Origin of the sequence: Desulfuromonas sp. CSMB_57 (assembly GCF_020194955.2) — a bacterium.
Classification (GTDB): domain Bacteria; phylum Desulfobacterota; class Desulfuromonadia; order Desulfuromonadales; family Syntrophotaleaceae; genus JAFCIY02.
On sequence record NZ_JAFCIY020000001.1, the window covers coordinates 267,112 to 286,101 of the forward strand.

Consider the following 18,990-nt stretch of genomic DNA (forward strand, 5'->3'; position numbering starts at 1 on the left):
TCTTCAGCCAGGAAGATATCTGTGGAGATGTCCGACGGAAAGCGATGCGGAACATTACCCTGCGTCAGCGTCGTCATGCCCGTGCGGAATGGAGCTGCAACCATCGCCAGGACGTTACGTTCGCTGGTCCCCGACCTCGGATTGATCTGGGAGATTCTGGTCCTGGATGATGGCTCAACGGACCAGACGCCGGCAATTGCTTCCCGGATGGCGCAGCTCTACGGTCTGCCTCTCGAGGTCATTCCGGTTTGCGCCGGCAGCGCGGGCGGGGCCCGCAATGCCGGCCTCGCCCAGGCAACCGGGGAGTTTATCTTCCTGCTCGATGCCGATGACGAAGTGGTCGCCGGCGGCTTGTCGCTGCTGCACGAGGCATTGTGTCGGGATAAGCGCGCGGGACTTTCCATCGGCGCCAACATCCGCCGGACGCAAGGGCGGCCCGATAAGCTGAAGGTTCCGGTGGGCTATGGCGACAATCCGACGGAAAACGCACACAACTACCTGCGCAACGGGATATGGCCGATTGCCATGGGCAGTGCGCTGGTCGTCTCCGCACGACTCGGGTCCCTGCGTTTTCCCGAGGCAATCGGACTGGACGAGGACACTTGCTTCTGGGCCGCGCTGCTGGCGCGTGAGCGGGTCGCGACCATCGCCTCACCCGTTCTGCTGTACCACCATGACGAAACGCGGATGGCCGATCGCTTCCTCCGTGCCCCTCGCCGAACCCTGCTTGCCATTTCCCGCGAATTCAACCGGCTTGCCGCCTTCGGCATCGACGGCGCTACCCTGCAGTGGCGCAAGGCATGGATTGCCCTGCGCATCGCCCGCCAGCTCCTGATAAGCCGGCGCTATGCCGAAGCGGCATACATCCTGCGCGTTGCGCGGGCCCATCCTGCGTTCCGTCAGGGCTGGAAGGTTTTCCAGTATCGGCTGCGCATCGGGACGGGCCTTGCTTGGAAAAATTGGCGGTCGGGCATTTCAGCAGAGTCCCAGCCGCACGGCGGTCCGCGAACCTTGATCCTGACCTACGATCCAGCCTGGCCGCCCGTTTCCGGCGCGGATCTCCGGAATTGGGGCAACGCAAAAGCGGCCGCACAGAGCGGGCCGGTGCTGCTCGTTTCGGTCCGTCCCCAGGAAGTCTCCGCGCCACCTCCCGAAGCCGCTGTCACCATCGCGTCCCTGGAGCGGGCCGGGGAGGGTCGAATGCCGAGCCTTGCCCGCCGCCGGACGCGCATCGAGCCGCGCATTTCCGCCGTCGCCCTGCAGCGATTGCTCGATATGGCCGGCACTTTCCGGCCGGATGCCATGGTGGTGGAGGGTATCCCCCTGTTTCGCCTCATCCCGCCGCTGCGCCGACTCGCGCGGCTGCTGGTTCTCGACATGCATAATGTCGAGTCCGAGCTGGTCAGCCAGCAGGACGAGCGGGCAACTCCCATGATGCAACTGACGCGGCTCCTGCGGAACGATGCCGCCCGCATCCGCCGACTGGAAGGCAAGGCCGCGACAATGGTCGATCGCGTCTGGGTCTGTTCGGAGGATGACCGCGAAAGGCTGCTGGCATTTGCCCGGCCCGGGGCGGTCGATATCGTTCCCAACGGCATCCCCCGCTGCGACGAAATGCCCACCGGCTTGGCGCCGCTGCCGCCCCTCGACGGCGGGTGCCCGACACTGCTCTTCGTCGGCCATCTCGGCTACTGGCCGAACGTGGAAGCCGCTCAGTGCCTGGCGCAGTCCATCCTGCCGCGGATTCGAAACCGGTTTCCGCGCACTGAACTGATACTGGCCGGCCGTTATCCCAAACCCGCGGTGCGAGCCCTGGCCGAACTGCCTGGCGTGCAGCTCGTCGAGGCTCCGCAGGATCTCGCCGCTCTTTATCGCCGCTCCCAGCTCTGCGTCGCGCCCATCCGGGCCGGCGGCGGCACGCGGATCAAAATCATGGAGGCGATGGCCTGGGGACTGGCCGTGGTGGCCACGCCCCTTGCCGTGGAAGGCCTCGGTCTGGCCAACGGCATCGACGTTTCCCTCGCCGATACGGACGAGGGGCTGGCGAAACTCGCCTGCGATCTTTGCGCCGATCCGGCACGGTTGGAGCGGCAGCGCCGATTCGCGCATGCCTTTGTCAGATTGCAGTTCGGGCCACGGGCTATCCATGGCGCCGTGCGGCGCGGCCTGAACATTACCGAGGATGGACGCCCATGATACCACCGTTGCTGCACCAGACATGGAAAACCGATCACCTTCCCGACCGCTTTGCCGGCTACGTTGAGAGCTGGCAGCGTCATAATCCCGGCTGGACCCGCATTCTGTGGACGGATCGGATGCTGCTCGAATTTGTCGCCGAACACTATCCGGATTTTCTTTCCACGTTTTGCAGCTACCGCTTTGGCGTCCGGCGAGCCGATGCCGCCAGATATCTGTTATTGCATCATTTCGGCGGTATTTATGCCGATATCGATTGCCGGTGCGTGGCGCCCTTCGACCCCATCATGGACGAAGAGCGAGTCGTGCTGTGCAAGGAGCCTCCATCCCATGCGGATCGGCAGGCAACGCTTCGCGGTCTTCCCTATCTGGTCTTCAACGGTACCATGGCAAGCCCGCCCGGCCATCCCTTCTGGCCGCACGTCCTCGCTTATCTCCCGGGTCTGGCGCAGGCCAAGGAAACCCTCGACGCCACCGGCCCCTGCCTGCTCACATCCGCCCAACTGAGCTTTCCCAACCAGGCCGGCCTGGTGATCCACCCGTCGCACCTCTTTACGCCCCTGAACAGCAACGGCGCCCGAGAGGCCGGCACAACCGGCCGGGTTGAATTGTCCATCCACGACTGGGCCGGTACCTGGTGGTCGCCAAAGCCTGCCGGGAAATGGCACGATCGCCTGCGCCTCGCCTTTTACAAAACGCGTTATCGCCTGGAACGCGGCGAGCATCTGTGTGAAACCACCGCGCGCCTGTCGGTTGATGCGGCCGCCTTGACGGCGTCGGCACCACGCGGCGACAACCTTGCGATCCTGGTGCCGCTGCGCGACGCGGCACAGCATATCGAACCGTTTCTCAAGGCTGTCGGCGGATTGGAACATTCCAAGGAAAAGACCAAACTCGTTTTCTGCGAAGGGGACAGCGCGGACGACAGTTGGGAGCGACTCCAGGCAGCGGTTGAGCCGCTGCGGAAAGAATATCGCCATATCGTTCTGTTGCAGAAGCAGGTAGGTACGCGAATCGACAGGTCAAAACGATGGAAGGCAAAGATACAGCGGGCGCGGCGCGCGGGTATCGCTTCCGTGCGAAATCACCTTATCGACCATGGTTTGGATGCTTCCGACGACTGGGCGCTGTGGATGGACATCGACGTCTGGCACTTCCCGGCGGACATGGTCCGGCGTCTTGTAAACACCGGCGGCCGGATCGTGACCCCCAATTGCGTGAAGGTGCCGGGCGGTCCGAGTTTCGATCTCAATGCCTTCGTAACTCTCCACCCGGAAAAGGATTATCGCTACTACCGCGCCACCCGCCGCGGGCTGTATCAACCGCCGGCCAACACCGTCCGCCGCATGCATCTCAGCGACGTTCGCCATCTGGAGCGGATCGATCTCCACTCGGTGGGGGGTACCATGCTGCTGGTCGACGCCGCGCTTCACCGCGCAGGCCTGCGATTCCCGGAAATTCCCTATTGCGACCTCATCGAAACCGAAGGATTCGCCGCCCTTGCACGCGATCTGGGCATCATCCCCCTCGGCTTGCCAAAGGTTGAAGTGCTACATGTGCCTTGGTGAAGGATGTGTCGAAATCGGAAATGGGGTCAAATCTGCTGTTGGCTTTTAGTACTCATGACCCCTTTGGTTCCCTGCCTTCTGCAGGCCGACTGTGTCTCCCCTCAGGTGAAATAGCGTTCCATCTTGGTGAAGACTTCGGGCATGCAGAAAATGATCAGATGATCATCGGCCATCAGCCGGGTATCGCCATCGGGTATGATCACATTCTGCCCCCTGACGATGGTGCCCACCAGCAGGCCCCGCGGGAAGTTGGCATTGGATATTTTCTTGCCCACCACCGCCGCCGAAGCCGGTAGAACCAATTCCATCGTTTCGGCCATCTCATCCTGCAAAAGGGAAAGGGATAGGACATCCTCCCGCATGGTGAACTTCAGGATTTTGGATGCCGTACTCAGATGCGGATTGATGGTATCGCCGATTTCCAAAGCCTCGTACACGGGGGCGTATCGGATTCTGGTCACCTCGGTGATCATCTTCTTTACACCCAGTTTCCGCCCCAACACCGAAGCCACCAGGTTGATGCGGTCATCCCCCGTTGCGGCCACCAGTACGTCGGCTTCCGAGATCTCCTCCTCGTTGAAGTAGGAGAGGTCGGTTCCGTCGCCCTGCTGGACGATGGTTCTGCTCAGTTCGCGATTCAGAACATCGACCCGTGACTCGTTCTTTTCGATGAGCTTGACGAGAAAGGAATGTTCCTGGTCGGCTTCCAAAAGGGTGGCTAGGGTATATCCGATATCTCCCCCTCCCAGTATGACCACACGGTCGATTCGGGTAGTGGTGCGGTGCAGGTAACGGCTCGCCTCCTGCATGACCTCCGCCTTGCCGATGAGGTAGACCTTGTCGCCCGCGCTTAAGGTGTCCGCTCCACTGGGCAGGAGAAAGTTGCCGTCCGTCCTCCTGATGCCCACGACAATGCACCCTTTGGGCAGGGACAATGCGTGCAGCGGCTTTTCGACGATTTCGGCGTTCGCGGCCACATGGACGGCCATGTGCATCGCTTTCCCTTCATCATAGTATTCCACTTCCACGGCATCGGGAAAGTAAATCCGCTTGGCGATTTCCCTGGCCGCGGTCTTTTCCGGACTGATGATCAGGTCAATCCCGAGTTGGGTCTGGGTCAGCCCTCTGGTGTCCACATCGATGCTGCCGGCGCTTTCCGGCTTTCGAACCCTGGCTACCGTATACTTAACGCCGAAAGTTTTGGCGATCATGCAGGCGATGATGTTCACCTCATCCGATTCGGTGACCGCGATGAGCATTTGGGCTGATTTAATCCTGGCCTTCTCCAGCACGTCCAGATTGGCCCCGTTGCCGCTTATGACCGGGAGATCCAGTTGCTGCCCCAGGATCTTCACGGTTTCAGGGTTTTTGTCCACGATCACGATTTTCTGGTTCCTGTGCTTGAGGTTCTTGGCCAGTTCCTGGCCGACGTCGCCTCCGCCGATGATCACGATGTGCATGCGATACCGCCTCCTCACGGTTCCCGTTTCCGTCCGGAAGTGAAACGCCAAACATCCGAAAAGCAAAGTAGACGAATGTTACCTTCTCCTGAGTCGATCGATCCGGTCGGCGATGGCGGGGGCCATACGAAACAGGTACACGCCGAGGATGGCGGTAACCACGATGTAAATCCCCAGGAAAACGCGCAGCACCGTATCGGCCAGGGCCGCGATGACGACCGAGAATTCGCCTCTCTGCGTCAGGGAGAATGCCGCCCTCACGGCCCCCTTGAAGGAAAGGCCGTACATTCTTCCGCCCCAGAACCCGACGGTCAATTTCGCGACAATGGCCCAGAAAATGAGAACTGCCAGGGCCGCGGGTGAAATGACTCCGGTGCCGAAGGTGACGGAGGTTCCGAACCAGAAAAAGAAAAAGGGCAGGCTCAGGTCCTTGATCGGTTCGATCAACTTGCCCATATCTTTGGAGGTCCCCGTCTCCGAAAGCATGACGCCGGCCAGAAACGCTCCCAGAAGTTTGGAAAGCTCCATCGCCTCCGCGATGCCGGCGAAAACCAGGGCCACGGTCATGGCAAAGAGCGGCATGAAGTCTCTGGACATATATCGGTTGACGAATATGTCCAGTCTGCGGAAGCCTTGGTGGGCAATGAGAATGGAGGCCGCCGTGGCCAGGACGACCTTGAGGAAAATCATGCCCACCGCCCCTGGGGAGATGAGCCCCCGGGTGCTGAGCCCAACCAGGAAGGAGACCATCACCGGGGCGGCGAGGTCCTCGAAGATCAGGAGCGCAAGCTTGAATTCCCCTTCGGGACTTTTCAAGCGGCCGGTTTCCTCCAGCATCTTCACCGTGATGGACGAGCTGGTCGCATAGGCGACGCCACCAATGATCAAAGCGGCCATCAGGTTGAACCCGAACAGATAGGCAATCAGAGAACTGCCGCCGAAATTAAAGCCGATGTCCATGACTCCGACTTTCCAGATCCGGCGAGAGATATTGAGCAGGCGGTTCAGGGGAAAATGGAGGCCCAGCAGGAAAAAAAGCAGGATAATCCCAAATCTGGAGATCTGGTCTATGATGGTCAGTTCCGCACCGGTGAGCAGTCCGGACAGGGCGATGCCGAAGAAAATATAGGCCAGCAGGGAAGGGAGTTTGAGTCGTTGAAAAAGGAAGTTGCCGAGGAAGAACAGAAAAAACATTACCCCGGCAATCAGGAACAGGTGCTCACTATGGGCCATTGCGGCATCTCCCGCCTGGATTCAGCCGGTCATCCTTGCCCGGCAAGTCCGGTTGAATCTCTTTTTCATTCAGGAACTTAGACCGTACCGTTATGGGGCCGCAAACAGTCGACGAATCCACGCACGGAGGTCATGCCTCAATTAAAGCAGAAAGTCACGGTTATGACAGGAGCTTCGACGCCTCCTCCAACTTCCCGGCCGGCAAGCCGTCCGTTACCATTCTCCGTTCAATATGGCGTGCTGCCTGCCTGAGACCCGAAAGGTCCCGCCTTAAATACACGGCCAATTCTACCCGCGCCAGGGTTTCACAATGCCTGGCCAGCAACGCCGCCAGCGCTCTGGCTTCGGCAGCGAGCTGCGCTTTGCCTGGCTGGAGCAGTTCCTGTTCATGAACCATGCGGGCTTGTATTGCCCATTGGGTCTGTTATGGTTTTTTTGTGACGACAGAATCGGGTCATTGTCTGGTCGGTAATCGTCCTGGATTTGTCGACAGTTCGCCAATGAATGTCGAGGATGATGCCTTGAAAATGGTTTCGGCTCCTCAGCCCTTTTCCCGGACCATTTCGAATGATCCTTCCGGCTGTCCTATCATCCCTGCTGGGTGGGCTGTTGCTGCTTTGGGCCTGCGAGGTGGCTGCCACGCCCCCCGAATTGGCGCCGTTCGATGTGGGCACTGTTGTCGCGAGGATGGCCGCAGCCTTCCAACAGATGGACGCCTACCAGGCCGAGATTGAGACCAGCGAATATCAGGATGGCCGGATCGTGACGACCCGGCGCTTTCGCTTTTCCTTCCGAAAACCGGACCTGCTGCGAATCGACATGGAAACCCCTCATCCGGGCATGCGCCTGGTCTATCCCGATGAAACCGGGCGGGTGTTCGTTCAATTCGGCGGCTGGAAGGGGTTTTTGAAGTTGCGTCTGGCGCCGGACAATCCTCTACTTGCAACCCGGTCCGGGCAACGGATCGATCAGTCCGACCTCGGTCTGCTGATCCGCAACATCGCCCGCAGCGTCGGCGAGCCAAGCCGCGGCGAACCGCAGCTGGTGGAAAAAGACCGGCAGTTGCTGCTGGAGGTGGTGGCTGCCGACCATTTCCTGCCCGGGGTGGTGACTCGTTACCGGTTCGTCATCGACAAGACACTCTGGCTGCCCGTGGCGGTCGATGAGTTGACCCCCGATGGCCGGATGAAAAGAACCGTCCGTTTCCGCAACCTGAATATCTCCCCCCAGTTGCCGGAGGATTTCTTTGCCATCGATGGAAAAACGGGCAGCCATGGACCGGCAGCCCCATAGCGAGGGGGGCTCCCGGAGAGGCGAATGGTTCGTCCCCCAATGGGGTTCGGCCCGGTTCCGCACCTTTGTCGGACTGCTGTTTCTGCCCTATACCGGCATGGTCCTCTCCTTTGCCGTTATCGGCTCGGTGCTGGCCCGAGAGGTTTTTTACGGCCGCCTGCTGGCCATCGTGCTGGTCTATTTTTTCGGCCTGGGGATCGCCGCTCACGCCCTCGATGCCCTGGGCAGTCGGGGGGTGAAGCCCTGGGGTACGGTTTTCAGCCGGATTCAGCTGTGGGGGATGGCCCTTGCCGCGCTGGCTGCGGCCTACGGCATCGCCGGCTACTACATGGTGCGCTACGTGCCGTGGTTGTGGTGCATCGCCCTGCTCGAGGGATTCTTTGTCTTCGCCTACAACCTCGAACTGTTTTCCGGCCGCTTCCACACCGACGGCTGGTTCGCCTTTTCCTGGGGCGCGTTGCCGGTACTGGCCGGGTACGTCATGCAGACCAACCGCATCTCCCTTGCCGCCCTGCTGTTGGCCGCTGCCATGGCGCTTTTCAGCCTGGTCGAGATCAAAGCTTCCCGCCCATACAAAGAATTGCGCAGGAAAGGTCCCGTCCTTGCCGGTGAGGAACAGGCCCTGTTGCGGCGCTACGAAACCCTGCTCAAATGTATCAGCCTGGGAACGATTCTGTTGGCGGCGGGGTTGCTCCTCGGGCGGTCTGCCGGATAACGTCCAAGCGAGAGGATTGCCCATGTTCGCCGATTTTCAGGAGTATGCCGCCGGCGTGAAACCGGCGTTGGATGCCGCCTTCGACCAGCGGGTCATCCACCTGCTGGGGGAGATCGGTTCTCGGCCGGAGATGGCCGCCGGCCGCTGTCTGACCGGCGGCAAGAAGATCCGCGGGATATTGCTCTGCCTGGTCACCACTGCCCTTGGAGGCCGTCTTGAAGCTGCTTTGCCCCGGGCGGTGGCGGTGGAGCTAATCCAGGCCGCCACCCTGATTCACGACGACTTCGTCGATCAACACCCAAGCCGCAGGCTTCAGCCGGCCCTCTGGACGCTGGTGGGAGCCCGCCGGGCCGTTCTGCTGGGCGATGTCATCTTTTCCTCGGCGATTCACATGATGAGCGAACTGGGCAGGCGGGATTGCGAGATCGTCTCCAAGGCCATCGCCGATCTGGCCCGCGGGGCCTGGCATGAACCTCTCGATGCCGGTGCCCTGCTGGCGGCCTGCCTTGGGCCTGGGGAGAACGGGCTGGATTATGAGCGAATCATTGCCCTTAAAACCGGTATCCTGTTTGCCGCGGCCTGCGAACTGGGGGCCCTGGCCGCCGTCGTCCCGGTTGCCCTGCAGCGGAGTTGGCGCCGTTACGGCCAGAAGATCGGCGAGGCTTATCAGATTACCGACGATCTCCAGGAAATGACGGGGGCCATAGGTCGGGAGGCACAGAACCTCGACCAACTGGCCGACCTCGCTCCCGCGTTGCTGTATTTCGTCCCCCAAAGTCGGGACCTGCTGCGTCGGGCGCTCCTGGCCGAAACCGCCGTCGCCGCTCGGGAGTTGTCACCCTATTTGCTGCAGGCGAGGGCGGCGATGGCGGCGGAGCGGGAGCGTCGCCTGATTGCAGCGGTCGCCGAATTGGAAGGCATGGTGCCCGAGGGTCCCTTGGGCCGACTGGCCCGCCGGGCTCCGCGGGATCTGCTGGACATGTTCGATGCGGAGGCCGTACGTGCCCGAAATTGCACCGTATAGAAGGACTGCTCTGGATTCAGGGGCGTGGCTTTTGAGCCGTAACGATCGCCGAGGTGCCGAAAGTCAGTGATGTGCAGGTGATGGCGGTGAAGCCCAATTCCTCCAACAGGGAAAGGGTTTCGGGCAGCCAGCGGGTTTCCTGCAAAAAGCCCGGCAATTCATGAAACACTGTCCGCCACTCGGGGAAAAGGCGGCCGCCGACGGTCTGCATCAGGCGAAACCAGGCCTTCCAGAGGGCAAGGAACAGGGGGTGGGTCGGGTAGGTGAAGTCGTGCAGGATGATTCGGCCCCCTGGCCGCAGGAGCCCGGCGGCGTTGACCAGCAGCGGCCGCAGATCGGCATATTTGGCCAGGTAGGAGGAGGTGATGCAGTCGAAATGCTCCCCCGGATCCACCTCTTCGGCCCGACCGAGCAGCCACCGGACGTTGGAAGCCCCTGTCTGGCGGGACTTGGCCTGGGCGAGAGCAAGGTATTCGTCCCGCAGTTCGACCCCCGTGACTCGGCAGCCGGGCAAGGCGCGGGCGATTTTCAGGGTAAGGATGCCTGTGCCGCAGGCCTGATCAAGCACTGCACCTGCACCGACGGGAATGAGACCCATAATCCGTCTCTTCCAGTAGCAGTCAAAACCACAGGTCCAGAGGTTGACCACCCTGTCGTAGGAAAAACCGGTGTCGGAGAAAAAACGGTGGACCACATCCAGTTTCGAGCCCTGATTCCGCATTTGATGCAAGCTCCTTTTTCGGCTTTCGCCATATCCAACCAGGAAAGCCAGGGAGTCATCAGGGGAAAATACCGGCTCCCTTGGGGCATTCCCCGGGTCTCGGCAGACCCCGGCTTTCCGCTTCCAGCACCTTGAGCAGGCATTGGAATTGGGGCGACGCCAGCAACAGCCTGGGACCGATGTTGACCAGCTTTTCTACCTGTTCCGCACTCAGCGAGAAGGAAGTGGGCAGATCAAGATAATAGCGCGGATCTTCATCCGGAAGCAGGGCTGCGGCCTCGAAATTGATCTCAATGACGTACGGGTCCACCTCGGCGGCAAAGGCAACAGGCCTGGGTGCGTCGGGGCAGTGCTCAGCCAGAAGGTCGATGCAGGCCCGTTCGTCCCTCTGGGTCTGGACCCGGGCATATAGCGCCTCGCGCAGGCTCGCCACGCTTTCATGGCTGTAATTGTCCATGGCCACAGTGGCGGTCTTGGCCGCCGCGGTAAAAAATCCGGATGGCCTTTGCCTGGTGCTCAGGCGGTCCTCGCTTTTGGTCCGGGCATTGACCACGATCAATACCAGTGGGTCAATCTCGCCCTGGTTGATCCGGGTCCGGATGAAGCCCCGGTCGAATGCCTCCAGGACCGCCCTGGCGCCGATATTGCTACTGTCCCCCAGGGGTTCGACTGTCAAATCCCGCCGTAATACATGACCCGGTAGTGGCGTTCAGCACTGCTCTTCAGCCTGGCGTTCTGCATCGCATCCATGAACCCCCACCCGCCCTGATCCGCATATTCCGTATTCGATGCTGGATTAATGCTCAGATGGAACCGGTATTGCAAAGCAGTATGGATATTTTCGCTGGCCTGCAATCGGACCGGCGCTCAAGTCTTTTGAATCGTTCAAAAACGGCCGATGCGCCAGCGTGAAACGCAACTGTTATGGAGAATATCATGATATGCGCCCCTTGGGGCTTTGCAAGGAGGAGAGATGGAAAACGATGCCGGGATGTTGTCACATCTGCGTCAATTACGTGACTCGAAGCTGCTCAAAGCTCTGGGACCAGGCATCCTGGTGGCCTGCGCCGCCGTGGGCGGTTCCCATCTTGTCTGGTCGACCCGAGCCGGCGCCCAGTACGGCTGGAGCCTGGTAGGACTGGTGCTGCTGGCCAATCTGCTCAAGTACCCCTTCTTTCTTTACGGACAACGCTACACGGCCGCCACCGGCGAGAGTCTGCTGGCCGGGTACTACCGGCACGGCAGGAGCTATCTGGCGATTTTTCTGCTCATCAATATCCTCACCGGCACCATTAATGTGGCGGGGGTTGCCATGCTCAGCGCAGCGCTGCTTGGCGGCTACGGCCTGATTCCGCTGAGCGTTCCGCACCTGACCGTGGCCATGCTGCTCGGCTGCGCACTGCTGCTGCTCCTGGGGAGCTATCGGCTGCTTGACACGTTGGCCAAGTGGATCATCTGCCTGCTCGGCATCGGCACCATAGCGGCCGTTTTTTTCGCCTGGCAGCATCAGTCACCGCTGGCGGCCGGCTTCGTCCCCCCATCGCCCTGGGAGTGGAGCACCCTGGCCTTTCTAGTCATGCTGCTCGGGTGGATGCCGGCCCCGGTGGATCTTTCGGCCTGGTCCTCCCTGTGGATCTTCAGCCGGGAGCAGCAGACCGGGCATTTCGCCACCGTCCGCGAGACCAGTATCGACTTCTACCTCGGCTACGTATCGGCGGTGGTGCTGGCGGTGGTTTTTCTGGCTTTGGGCAAATTGGTCCTGTTCGGCTCCGGCGAAGCGTTTTCCGCCAGCGGTATCGCCTTTTCCCAACAACTGGTCAGCCTCTACACAGCGACCATTGGCGAATGGTCCCGGCCGCTGATCCTGACCATGGCCTTCATCACCATGTTCAGCACCACCATCACTGCCTTGGACGGTTATCCCCGGTCCCTGGCGGCCTGCTGTGCCTTGTTCGGCAACTTCGATGCCCGCCGGTTCAAGCAGATCCACCAGATTTGGATCCTGCTGACGACCGTCAGCGGCGCCCTGATCGTGCTGTCCTTCGTCGCCAATCTCATCCAGTTGCTGTCTTTCGCCGCCGTCGTCTCCTTCCTCACCTCTCCGGTGCTGGCCTACATCAACTACCGGGTGATGAACGGCCCGAACGTTCCGCAGGAAGAACGTCCCGGTCCCCTGCTCAAATTACTGACCTGGACCGGACTGCTGTTTTTCGTTCTGATGAGCGTCGGTTACGTCTACGTGACCTTTTTTCGCATTCCTTGAAACGGGGAGGGAGAATTTATTTATGCTCGAACTGACTCTGATCGACCAGATGACCATCATCCTCTATCTCGGCTGTGTGCTGGGCCTCGGGCTCTGGGCCGGGAGGCGGGTGAACGACTTGGAGGAGTATGCAGTGGCCGGCCGCAACTACACCGCGCCGATCATCGCCGCGACCCTGTCCGCGTCCTTCATCGGCGGCGGTTTTACCATGGGGAATGCCGAAAAAGTTTTCACCATGGGCATTGTGAACATCATGGCGCTGTGGGGTTTCAGCCTCAAGGAAATGCTGGTGGCCCGCTTCATCGCGCCCCGATCAAGGCGTTTTCCCACGGCGATTTCCGTCGGCGACGTCATGGAGGTGAATTACGGCAAAACCGGCAAGTTCGTCACGGGGATCTTTTCGGTGCTGCTGTGCGCAGGGATTCTCGGAGCTCAGATAGGCGGCATGGGCTATCTGTTCAACCTGTTCCTGGGTCTTTCGGTGCCCACCGGCATCATGATCGGCATGGGGATCATCATCCTGTACGACACCGTCGGCGGCATGCGGGCGGTGGTGTCCACCGACGTATTGCAGTTCGCCATACTGGCCGTCGGCATGCCCCTGGTGCTGATTTTCGGCATCTCCCAGCTCGGCGGGCTCGGTGAAGTTCTTGATCGGGTGCCTGCCGGCCATCTTGAAGTATTCAGCAAGATGACCCCGATGCAGTTCGGCTCACTGTTCCTGACCTTCATGCTGGGGGAAACCCTGGTGCCCCCTTATGTGCTACGGCTGTTCATCAGCCGGGACACCAAGGCCGTTTCCCGGGGCACCCTCTGGAGCGGTCTGTTCTCGGTGCCGTTTTTCGCCATTTCCGGAGGCATCGGCCTGGTGGCGCTGGTGCTTAAGCCCGACCTCAACCCCAATCTGGCGATCCCCTTCGTCGTGGAAAGCGTGCTGCCGATCGGGATGCGGGGCCTGGTGATCGCGGGAATCCTGGCTGTGGTCATGTCTTCGGCCGACTCCTTTCTCAACAGCGCCTCCGTTGCCTTCGTCAACGATATCGTCAATCCTCTTCGCAGAGAGAAACTCAGCAACCGCACCGGCCTGCTCTGGGCCCGCCTGGCGACCCTGATCACCGGCTTCCTGGCGATCGTCATTGCCATCCGTATTCAGAGCCTGCTCGATATTTTGCTGTTCGCTTACAACTTCTGGTCGCCCATCATCCTGGTGCCGCTTGCCGCCACCCTGCTGGGATATAAAGCCACCCCCCGGGCTTTCATCTCCGGAGCCGCGGCCGGCCTCATCGGCGTCTTCGGCTGGAGCCGGCTACTCGGCGCGCCGGGCGGCTTCGACGGCCTGATCATCGGGGTCTTTGCCAATTTCCTGGTTTTCTGGGTTGTCAACCGCGTGCAAAGTGCTGAACCCGAGTGCGCCCAAGTTCTTGCCCGCGATTGACAGGAGGCGGCATGTTCGACTTGATCGTACGCCAGGCCCGGCTTTTGGGAAAACATGAGCTGCAGGACATCGCCTGCAGCAACGGATGCATCGTCGATGTGAGGCCCCGCATCGAGGCCGAGGCGGTCGAGGCGGTCGAGGCGCGCGGCTACCTGGTTTCGCCGGGATTCGTCGACAGTCATTTCCATATGGATGCGACCTTGAGTCTCGGCCGGCCCCGCCTCAACCGGAGTGGCACCCTGCTGGAGGGGATCGCCCTCTGGAACGAGCTGAAGCCCGAACTGACCCTGGAATCGCTCCGCGACCGGGCCTTGCAGTGCTGCCGCATGGCCGTCGCGCGCGGCACCCTGCACATTCGCAGCCATGTGGACGTTTGCGACGAGCGGCTGCTTGCCGTTCAAGCGTTGCTGGAAGTCCGGCGGGAGATGGCCCCCTATCTCGATCTGCAGCTAGTCGCCTTTCCCCAGGACGGCTACCTGCGTTCTCCCGGCGCCCGGGCGAACCTTCTCCGGGCGCTGGACATGGGCGTGGATGTGGTGGGGGGAATCCCTCATTTCGAACGCACCATGGCCGACGGCGCCGCCAGTGTTCGCGAACTCTGTGAACTGGCTGCGGCGCGGGGGCTGCGGGTCGATATGCATTGCGATGAAAGTGACGATCCTTTGTCGCGCCACGTCGAAACCCTGGTCGCTGAAATCTGCCGCCTCGGACTGCAGGGAAGGGCGGCCGGCTCCCATCTGACCTCCATGCACTCCATGGACAACTACTATGTCAGCAAGCTTCTGCCGCTGATGGCCGAGGCGCAACTGCACGCGGTGGCCAATCCCCTGATCAATATCACATTGCAGGGCCGTCACGACAGCTATCCCCGGCGGCGGGGGATGACCCGGGTGCCGGAGTTGCTGGAGGCGGGAGTCAATGTCGCCTTCGGCCACGACTGCATCATGGATCCCTGGTACAGCCTCGGTTCCTACGACATGCTCGACGTCGCCCACATGGGGCTCCATGTCGCGCAGATGACCGGGCTGGAGCAGATGCGGGAATGCTTCGCCATGGTTACGACGCGCGGCGCGCGGGTGTTGGGATTGGATGGCTACGGTTTGGAGCCGGGCTGCTTCGCCGACATGGTGCTGCTGCAGGCCCGGGGGCCGATCGATGCCCTGCGGCTGCGCCCGGCGCGACTCGCGGTCATCCGCCGCGGCCGGGTCATCGCCAGCACCCCGGAGGTCCGGCCCAGGCTGCTTCTCCATGGGGAAAGGGAACTGGATTTGACCAGCGATGTTTATGAAAGGAGAGAAAAAAACTAGTTCCGAAATCAAAAGCCGATTTTAGCTTTTTTTCAACAAGTTATCAGTAATTAGCGCCAAATTTTCAGGAATTTTTCAAGGAGGGAAACCATGATCAGACTGCTTGCGGTCCTAGTGTTCTATGCGGCCCTCTCCGGTCCCGCATTCGCCCTGGATAATCCCGGTATCGAGGTGGAAACCCTGGTCCAGGGGAACGCCAGCTGGGATGGAACCCTCCTGCCGGCCTATCCCGACAGCCAACCCCAAATCACCATCCTGCGCATCGGCATTCCGCCGGGTACCACCCTTCCTTTGCACAAGCATCCGGTGATCAATGCCGGAGTACTGGTCCGGGGCGAGTTGACCGTCGTCACCGAGCAGGACGAGACCCTGCAGCTGAAGGCCGGAGATCCCATCATCGAAGTGGTGGACAAGTGGCACTACGGCAAAAACGAAGGGGCGGAAACGGCTGAAATTATAGTGTTTTACGTCGGCACTGCAGATCTTCCGCTGACAGTTAAGCAATAGCTTTATCATATCGACCACTGCGGAGACTCAATGAAATTCACACTGCTGACCTGCCTGTCCGCCATCCTGTTGTCTGGTGGCGTGGTCCATGGCCTCGACCTGCCTTCCTCCTTTGACCTGAGAAATATCGACGGCCGCAGCTACATCGGCCCGGTCCGGGACCAGGACCAATGCGGAAGCTGCTGGTCCTTTGGCACTTTGGCGTCGGCGGAAAGCGTCTGGAACCGGACCCATAACCGGTACGACGGTCAGGCGGTCGATTTTTCCGAAAGCTTTCTGGTCTGGAGCGTGAGTCCCCTTTATGAGAACCTGATGGGATGCGACGGGGGAGGGCTCGACCTTCCGCAGAATGATGCCCTGATCGAGCATGGCGTGCCTTTGGAATCGGACTTTCCCTACACCATCGAAGATCCCGGCGACGATCTTCGTTGGGACGCCCAACGTTACACGTTTCTCGACTGGTACCGCATCCCGGCCGGCGACATCGAGACCATGCGCCGCGTGCTCTACGAGGTGGGGGCGGTGACTACCGGGGTATATGTCGAGGACGATTTCTATGCCTATGAAGAGGGGATTTTCGAGAATCAGCGCACTACCATCAGTCATTCGGTCCCTTATTACTCCGACGCCAACCATCTGATCTCCCTGGTGGGCTGGGAGGACGAGCCTGGGGACGACGGTCTCGGTTACTGGATTCTGCGCAACAGCTGGGGGCCCGATGTCTGGGGGGAAGAGGGGTACATGCGCATCCGCTACACCTCCGCCAGGGTCGCCCTGTTCGGATCCTATATGACTCTGCAGGAATGGGACGGCGCAAGCGCCGCACTGGAGAACGATGGGGAAATTTCTGCCGTCCCCTGGAGCGCCGGCGGCACCCTCAACGCCCACGGCGTGGATCTTTGGGGCGGGGCCGCGAGCAGCGTGGCGAATCGCGGCCTGATCCTGGCCCAGGCGATGAGCGACACGGAACTGGCTACCGCCCGGGGGGTCTATCTCTGGGGCGGCCCCGAGGGACAGGTGATCAACGAGGGGGGCATCGGCGGGCTGGCCATAAGCGAAAATCAGCAGGCCTATGCCTATGGCATCTGTCTGCAGGGAGGCCGGATCGACAACAGCGGTCAAGTGGTGGCCGCTGCCCTCAGTGGGACGGATCAGGCCATGGCCTTCGGCATCTGGGCAGGCAACGGCGGCAATCCCCTTGAAATCGTCAACAGCGGATCGATTATTTCGGTGGCCAGGGGCAATGTCCTGAACGCTGCCTATGGCATCTGGGCAGACAATCGAGAGACATTAAGAGTGAATAACAGCGGTCATATCGGTGCCTTCGCCGACGATTACGCCGTCGGCGTGCTGCTCAGCGGAAGGTTCTCCGTACTGGAGAACAGCGGCGTCATCGAATCCGCGGCGTCCTTTACAGACCCGGAACTGATTTCGGGTCACAGTGCGGGCGTCAGGGTATCATCGACCGGGACCATTATCCGGAACAGCGGCACCATCAGCGGGGCTTCCTACTCGATCTATTCTTCCGAAAGCACATTCCTCAGTCTTGAAACGGGCTCCGACCTGGTCGGCCCCGCCCGTTTCAATGGGGACAACGATGTGCTGGCGTTGTTCGGCACCGGCACTGAAGAGATCGATTTTCATGGAGTAGAAACACTGGTCGTGGCCGGGTCGGACTGGACCTTGAGCGGCGATTCCTCTTTCGATTCCATTCAGGTGGTTTCGGGGCGTCTGGGAGCGGACGGCTCTCTGGCCGGGCAAACCAGCGTCCTGTCCGGCGGCACTCTCGGCGGCAACGGCTCGCTGACTGGAAACGTGGCCAGCGTCGGGAAGGTGGCGCCGGGAGCCTCTGTCGGGCATTTGACTATCGACGGAGATTTCACCCAATCCGCCGACGGTACTCTGGAGATCGAGATCGGCGACGGCGTCGCCGATCTGCTGACCGTCACCGGCACCGCCGATCTGGCCGGAACCCTTCTGCTCCTGCCGGACGGCTATGCCACCGGTGGCAGTTACACCTTCCTGGAGGCCGGTGCCATCATCGGCGGCTTCGACACCCTGTCCGCCGCTGCTGTTTTTAGCTTCAGCCTTCTGAGCGCCGCGGACAGCCTGACCCTGGACGTGACGCGCAACAGCTATGCTGACCTGGCGGCCACCCATAACCGGGGCCTGTCGGCCTTGCTTGATCAGGAGAGGGCAGGCTCCGAAGGGGATTTCGCCGTTCTTCTCAACAGCCTCGATATGTCCCTGAACCTTGAGGCCCTGAACGACAACCTGGAGACTCTGACCCCCCGCATTCATGGGGCGGCCAGCATCGTGGTGCTGGACGATGCCCAGGCACGGCTGGCCGATTTGCGCCGTCACTTGCGCCGGATGGATGGGGAGGTGAAATCCCCGAGTGTGACCGGCTGGCTGGAATTGCTCGGCCGGGATGCCGATTATCGCCGGGCCGGCGCCTATGACGCCATGCATGCCAATCTGCACGGGCTGATGCTGGGCGTGGAACGGACCGCCAGGGGGTTGACTTTGGGGGTGGCGGCGTCCGTGACCGAAAACCGCTACGAGTCCCGGCATTCCCGCGACAAAGGGAAGAGCGACAGCCAGCAGGGTTATCTTTATGCCTCCTGGCGGGATTCCCGCCGCTCCGGCGGATGGCACCTGAATGCCGTCTTGGGCGGCGGATTGGTCCAACTTGAAGCCGACCGGAACATCCCCTTTGCCGGCAGGCAGGCGAAGAGCGAGCATGACGGCACCCTCTTCGGCGCCGCAATCAGCGGGGGCCGTGTGCTGAATCTGGGGAGCTGGATTCTCGACCCGGCCGTGGGGCTGAGCTACGTTCACCTGCGCGAGGAAAGTTTCCGGGAAAAAGGGGCCGACAGCGCCGATCTCGAGGTCGGCACGCGGGATAACGCCTCCCTGCAAAGCCTGGTGGGGCTTCGGCTCAGTCGTCCCGTTTCTCTGTCACGGGTGCGGCTGGTTCCGGAACTGCAGGCCGAGTGGCGGCACGAGTTCGACCGCCGGACCGAGGATCTGTGGGCGGGCCTGGCAGGGGGGGGCGGACGTTTCCATACTCCCGGCCGGGATCTGGCCTCGGACAGCATGCTGCTCGGCGTTTCCCTGGGAGCCTGGATGTCGGAAAGATTCCATGCCGGTTTGGGTTACAACTGTGATCTGCAGGGCAGCGGCGGCTCCACCCGCCACTCGCTGAATCTGACAATTGCTGCAAGTTTTTAAGGCAGTTTTTACGAGAGGCGTGACGTTGGTTGTC

Annotated in this window: 14 protein-coding genes; 10 read left to right on the forward strand and 4 right to left on the reverse strand. The window is 61.1% G+C overall.

From position 1 onward, the window contains the following. Positions 1-27: 27 nt before the first annotated feature. Together JQN68_RS01140 and JQN68_RS01145 are read left to right on the forward strand one after the other, a co-directional pair. Entirely contained in the window at positions 28-2,196 is a 2,169-nt protein-coding gene (locus tag JQN68_RS01140; RefSeq protein WP_225071308.1) for a glycosyltransferase, read from the forward strand. Then, positions 2,193-3,764 (forward strand): glycosyltransferase, encoded by a 1,572-nt coding sequence (locus JQN68_RS01145; RefSeq protein ID WP_225071309.1) that lies wholly within the window; start codon positions 2,193-2,195, stop codon positions 3,762-3,764. Before JQN68_RS01140 ends, JQN68_RS01145 begins: the two co-directional genes overlap by 4 nt. Positions 3,765-3,865: 101 nt before the next feature. Here JQN68_RS01145 and trkA read toward each other — a convergent pair whose 3' ends face one another. Beyond that, positions 3,866-5,224 (reverse strand): Trk system potassium transporter TrkA, encoded by a 1,359-nt coding sequence (gene trkA, locus JQN68_RS01150; protein ID WP_225071310.1) that lies wholly within the window; start codon positions 5,222-5,224, stop codon positions 3,866-3,868. 78 nt (positions 5,225-5,302) lie between these two features. Beyond that, positions 5,303-6,457: a cation:proton antiporter gene (locus JQN68_RS01155; RefSeq protein ID WP_225071311.1), complete on the reverse strand. Its 1,155-nt coding sequence runs from the start codon at positions 6,455-6,457 to the stop codon at positions 5,303-5,305. A gap of 567 nt (positions 6,458-7,024) precedes the next feature. On the opposite strand from JQN68_RS01155, the gene JQN68_RS01160 reads away from it, so the two are divergent. The 3 genes from JQN68_RS01160 to JQN68_RS01170 are packed head-to-tail and all read left to right on the forward strand — an operon-like array spanning position 7,025 to position 9,489. Beyond that, positions 7,025-7,750 carry a LolA family protein gene (locus JQN68_RS01160; protein ID WP_225071312.1) on the forward strand — a complete coding sequence of 242 codons (726 nt, stop codon included), beginning with the start codon at positions 7,025-7,027 and terminating at the stop codon, positions 7,748-7,750. Beyond that, positions 7,713-8,465: a hypothetical protein gene (locus JQN68_RS01165; protein WP_225071313.1), complete on the forward strand. Its 753-nt coding sequence runs from the start codon at positions 7,713-7,715 to the stop codon at positions 8,463-8,465. The genes JQN68_RS01160 and JQN68_RS01165 overlap by 38 nt, the downstream gene beginning before the upstream one ends. Before the next feature lie 22 nt (positions 8,466-8,487). Beyond that, positions 8,488-9,489 carry a polyprenyl synthetase family protein gene (locus JQN68_RS01170; RefSeq protein ID WP_225071314.1) on the forward strand — a complete coding sequence of 334 codons (1,002 nt, stop codon included), beginning with the start codon at positions 8,488-8,490 and terminating at the stop codon, positions 9,487-9,489. Between the two features lie 16 nt (positions 9,490-9,505). Here JQN68_RS01170 and JQN68_RS01175 read toward each other — a convergent pair whose 3' ends face one another. Further along, positions 9,506-10,210 (reverse strand): class I SAM-dependent methyltransferase, encoded by a 705-nt coding sequence (locus JQN68_RS01175; RefSeq protein ID WP_225071315.1) that lies wholly within the window; start codon positions 10,208-10,210, stop codon positions 9,506-9,508. A 58-nt stretch (positions 10,211-10,268) separates the two neighbouring features. Then, a complete protein-coding gene (locus tag JQN68_RS01180) occupies positions 10,269-10,886 on the reverse strand; it encodes a hypothetical protein (protein WP_225071316.1) in 618 nt (205 codons plus the stop codon). A gap of 297 nt (positions 10,887-11,183) precedes the next feature. Here JQN68_RS01180 and JQN68_RS01185 point away from each other — a divergent pair, with 297 nt between their 5' ends. The 5 genes from JQN68_RS01185 to JQN68_RS01205 all read left to right on the forward strand — a co-directional run bounded on the left by JQN68_RS01185 (position 11,184) and on the right by JQN68_RS01205 (position 18,956). Then, entirely contained in the window at positions 11,184-12,473 is a 1,290-nt protein-coding gene (locus JQN68_RS01185) for an NRAMP family divalent metal transporter (protein WP_225071317.1), read from the forward strand. Between the two features lie 22 nt (positions 12,474-12,495). Further along, positions 12,496-13,908, forward strand: a complete 1,413-nt coding sequence (locus JQN68_RS01190; RefSeq protein ID WP_225071318.1) for a sodium:solute symporter family protein — start codon at positions 12,496-12,498, stop codon at positions 13,906-13,908. An 11-nt stretch (positions 13,909-13,919) separates the two neighbouring features. Continuing rightward, positions 13,920-15,215 (forward strand): amidohydrolase family protein, encoded by a 1,296-nt coding sequence (locus JQN68_RS01195; RefSeq protein WP_225071319.1) that lies wholly within the window; start codon positions 13,920-13,922, stop codon positions 15,213-15,215. A 90-nt stretch (positions 15,216-15,305) separates the two neighbouring features. Beyond that, a complete protein-coding gene (locus tag JQN68_RS01200; RefSeq protein ID WP_225071320.1) occupies positions 15,306-15,722 on the forward strand; it encodes a cupin domain-containing protein in 417 nt (138 codons plus the stop codon). Between the two features lie 30 nt (positions 15,723-15,752). Further along, positions 15,753-18,956 (forward strand): autotransporter domain-containing protein, encoded by a 3,204-nt coding sequence (locus tag JQN68_RS01205; RefSeq protein ID WP_249620962.1) that lies wholly within the window; start codon positions 15,753-15,755, stop codon positions 18,954-18,956. The last annotated feature ends 34 nt before the right edge of the window (positions 18,957-18,990 follow it).

What these genes read in the sequence shown, in the direction of transcription:
- JQN68_RS01175 (WP_225071315.1), bottom strand. Translation starts at nt 10,210, where the DNA reads ATGCGGAATCAGGGCTCGAAACTGGATGTGGTCCACCGTTTTTTCTCC.
- JQN68_RS01185 (WP_225071317.1), top strand. Translation starts at nt 11,184, where the DNA reads ATGGAAAACGATGCCGGGATGTTGTCACATCTGCGTCAATTACGTGAC.
- JQN68_RS01155 (WP_225071311.1), bottom strand. Translation starts at nt 6,457, where the DNA reads ATGGCCCATAGTGAGCACCTGTTCCTGATTGCCGGGGTAATGTTTTTT.
- trkA (WP_225071310.1), bottom strand. Translation starts at nt 5,224, where the DNA reads ATGCACATCGTGATCATCGGCGGAGGCGACGTCGGCCAGGAACTGGCC.
- JQN68_RS01145 (WP_225071309.1), top strand. Translation starts at nt 2,193, where the DNA reads ATGATACCACCGTTGCTGCACCAGACATGGAAAACCGATCACCTTCCC.
- JQN68_RS01170 (WP_225071314.1), top strand. Translation starts at nt 8,488, where the DNA reads ATGTTCGCCGATTTTCAGGAGTATGCCGCCGGCGTGAAACCGGCGTTG.
- JQN68_RS01200 (WP_225071320.1), top strand. Translation starts at nt 15,306, where the DNA reads ATGATCAGACTGCTTGCGGTCCTAGTGTTCTATGCGGCCCTCTCCGGT.
- JQN68_RS01160 (WP_225071312.1), top strand. Translation starts at nt 7,025, where the DNA reads ATGATCCTTCCGGCTGTCCTATCATCCCTGCTGGGTGGGCTGTTGCTG.
- JQN68_RS01190 (WP_225071318.1), top strand. Translation starts at nt 12,496, where the DNA reads ATGCTCGAACTGACTCTGATCGACCAGATGACCATCATCCTCTATCTC.
- JQN68_RS01195 (WP_225071319.1), top strand. Translation starts at nt 13,920, where the DNA reads ATGTTCGACTTGATCGTACGCCAGGCCCGGCTTTTGGGAAAACATGAG.
- JQN68_RS01140 (WP_225071308.1), top strand. Translation starts at nt 28, where the DNA reads ATGTCCGACGGAAAGCGATGCGGAACATTACCCTGCGTCAGCGTCGTC.
- JQN68_RS01165 (WP_225071313.1), top strand. Translation starts at nt 7,713, where the DNA reads ATGGAAAAACGGGCAGCCATGGACCGGCAGCCCCATAGCGAGGGGGGC.
- JQN68_RS01205 (WP_249620962.1), top strand. Translation starts at nt 15,753, where the DNA reads ATGAAATTCACACTGCTGACCTGCCTGTCCGCCATCCTGTTGTCTGGT.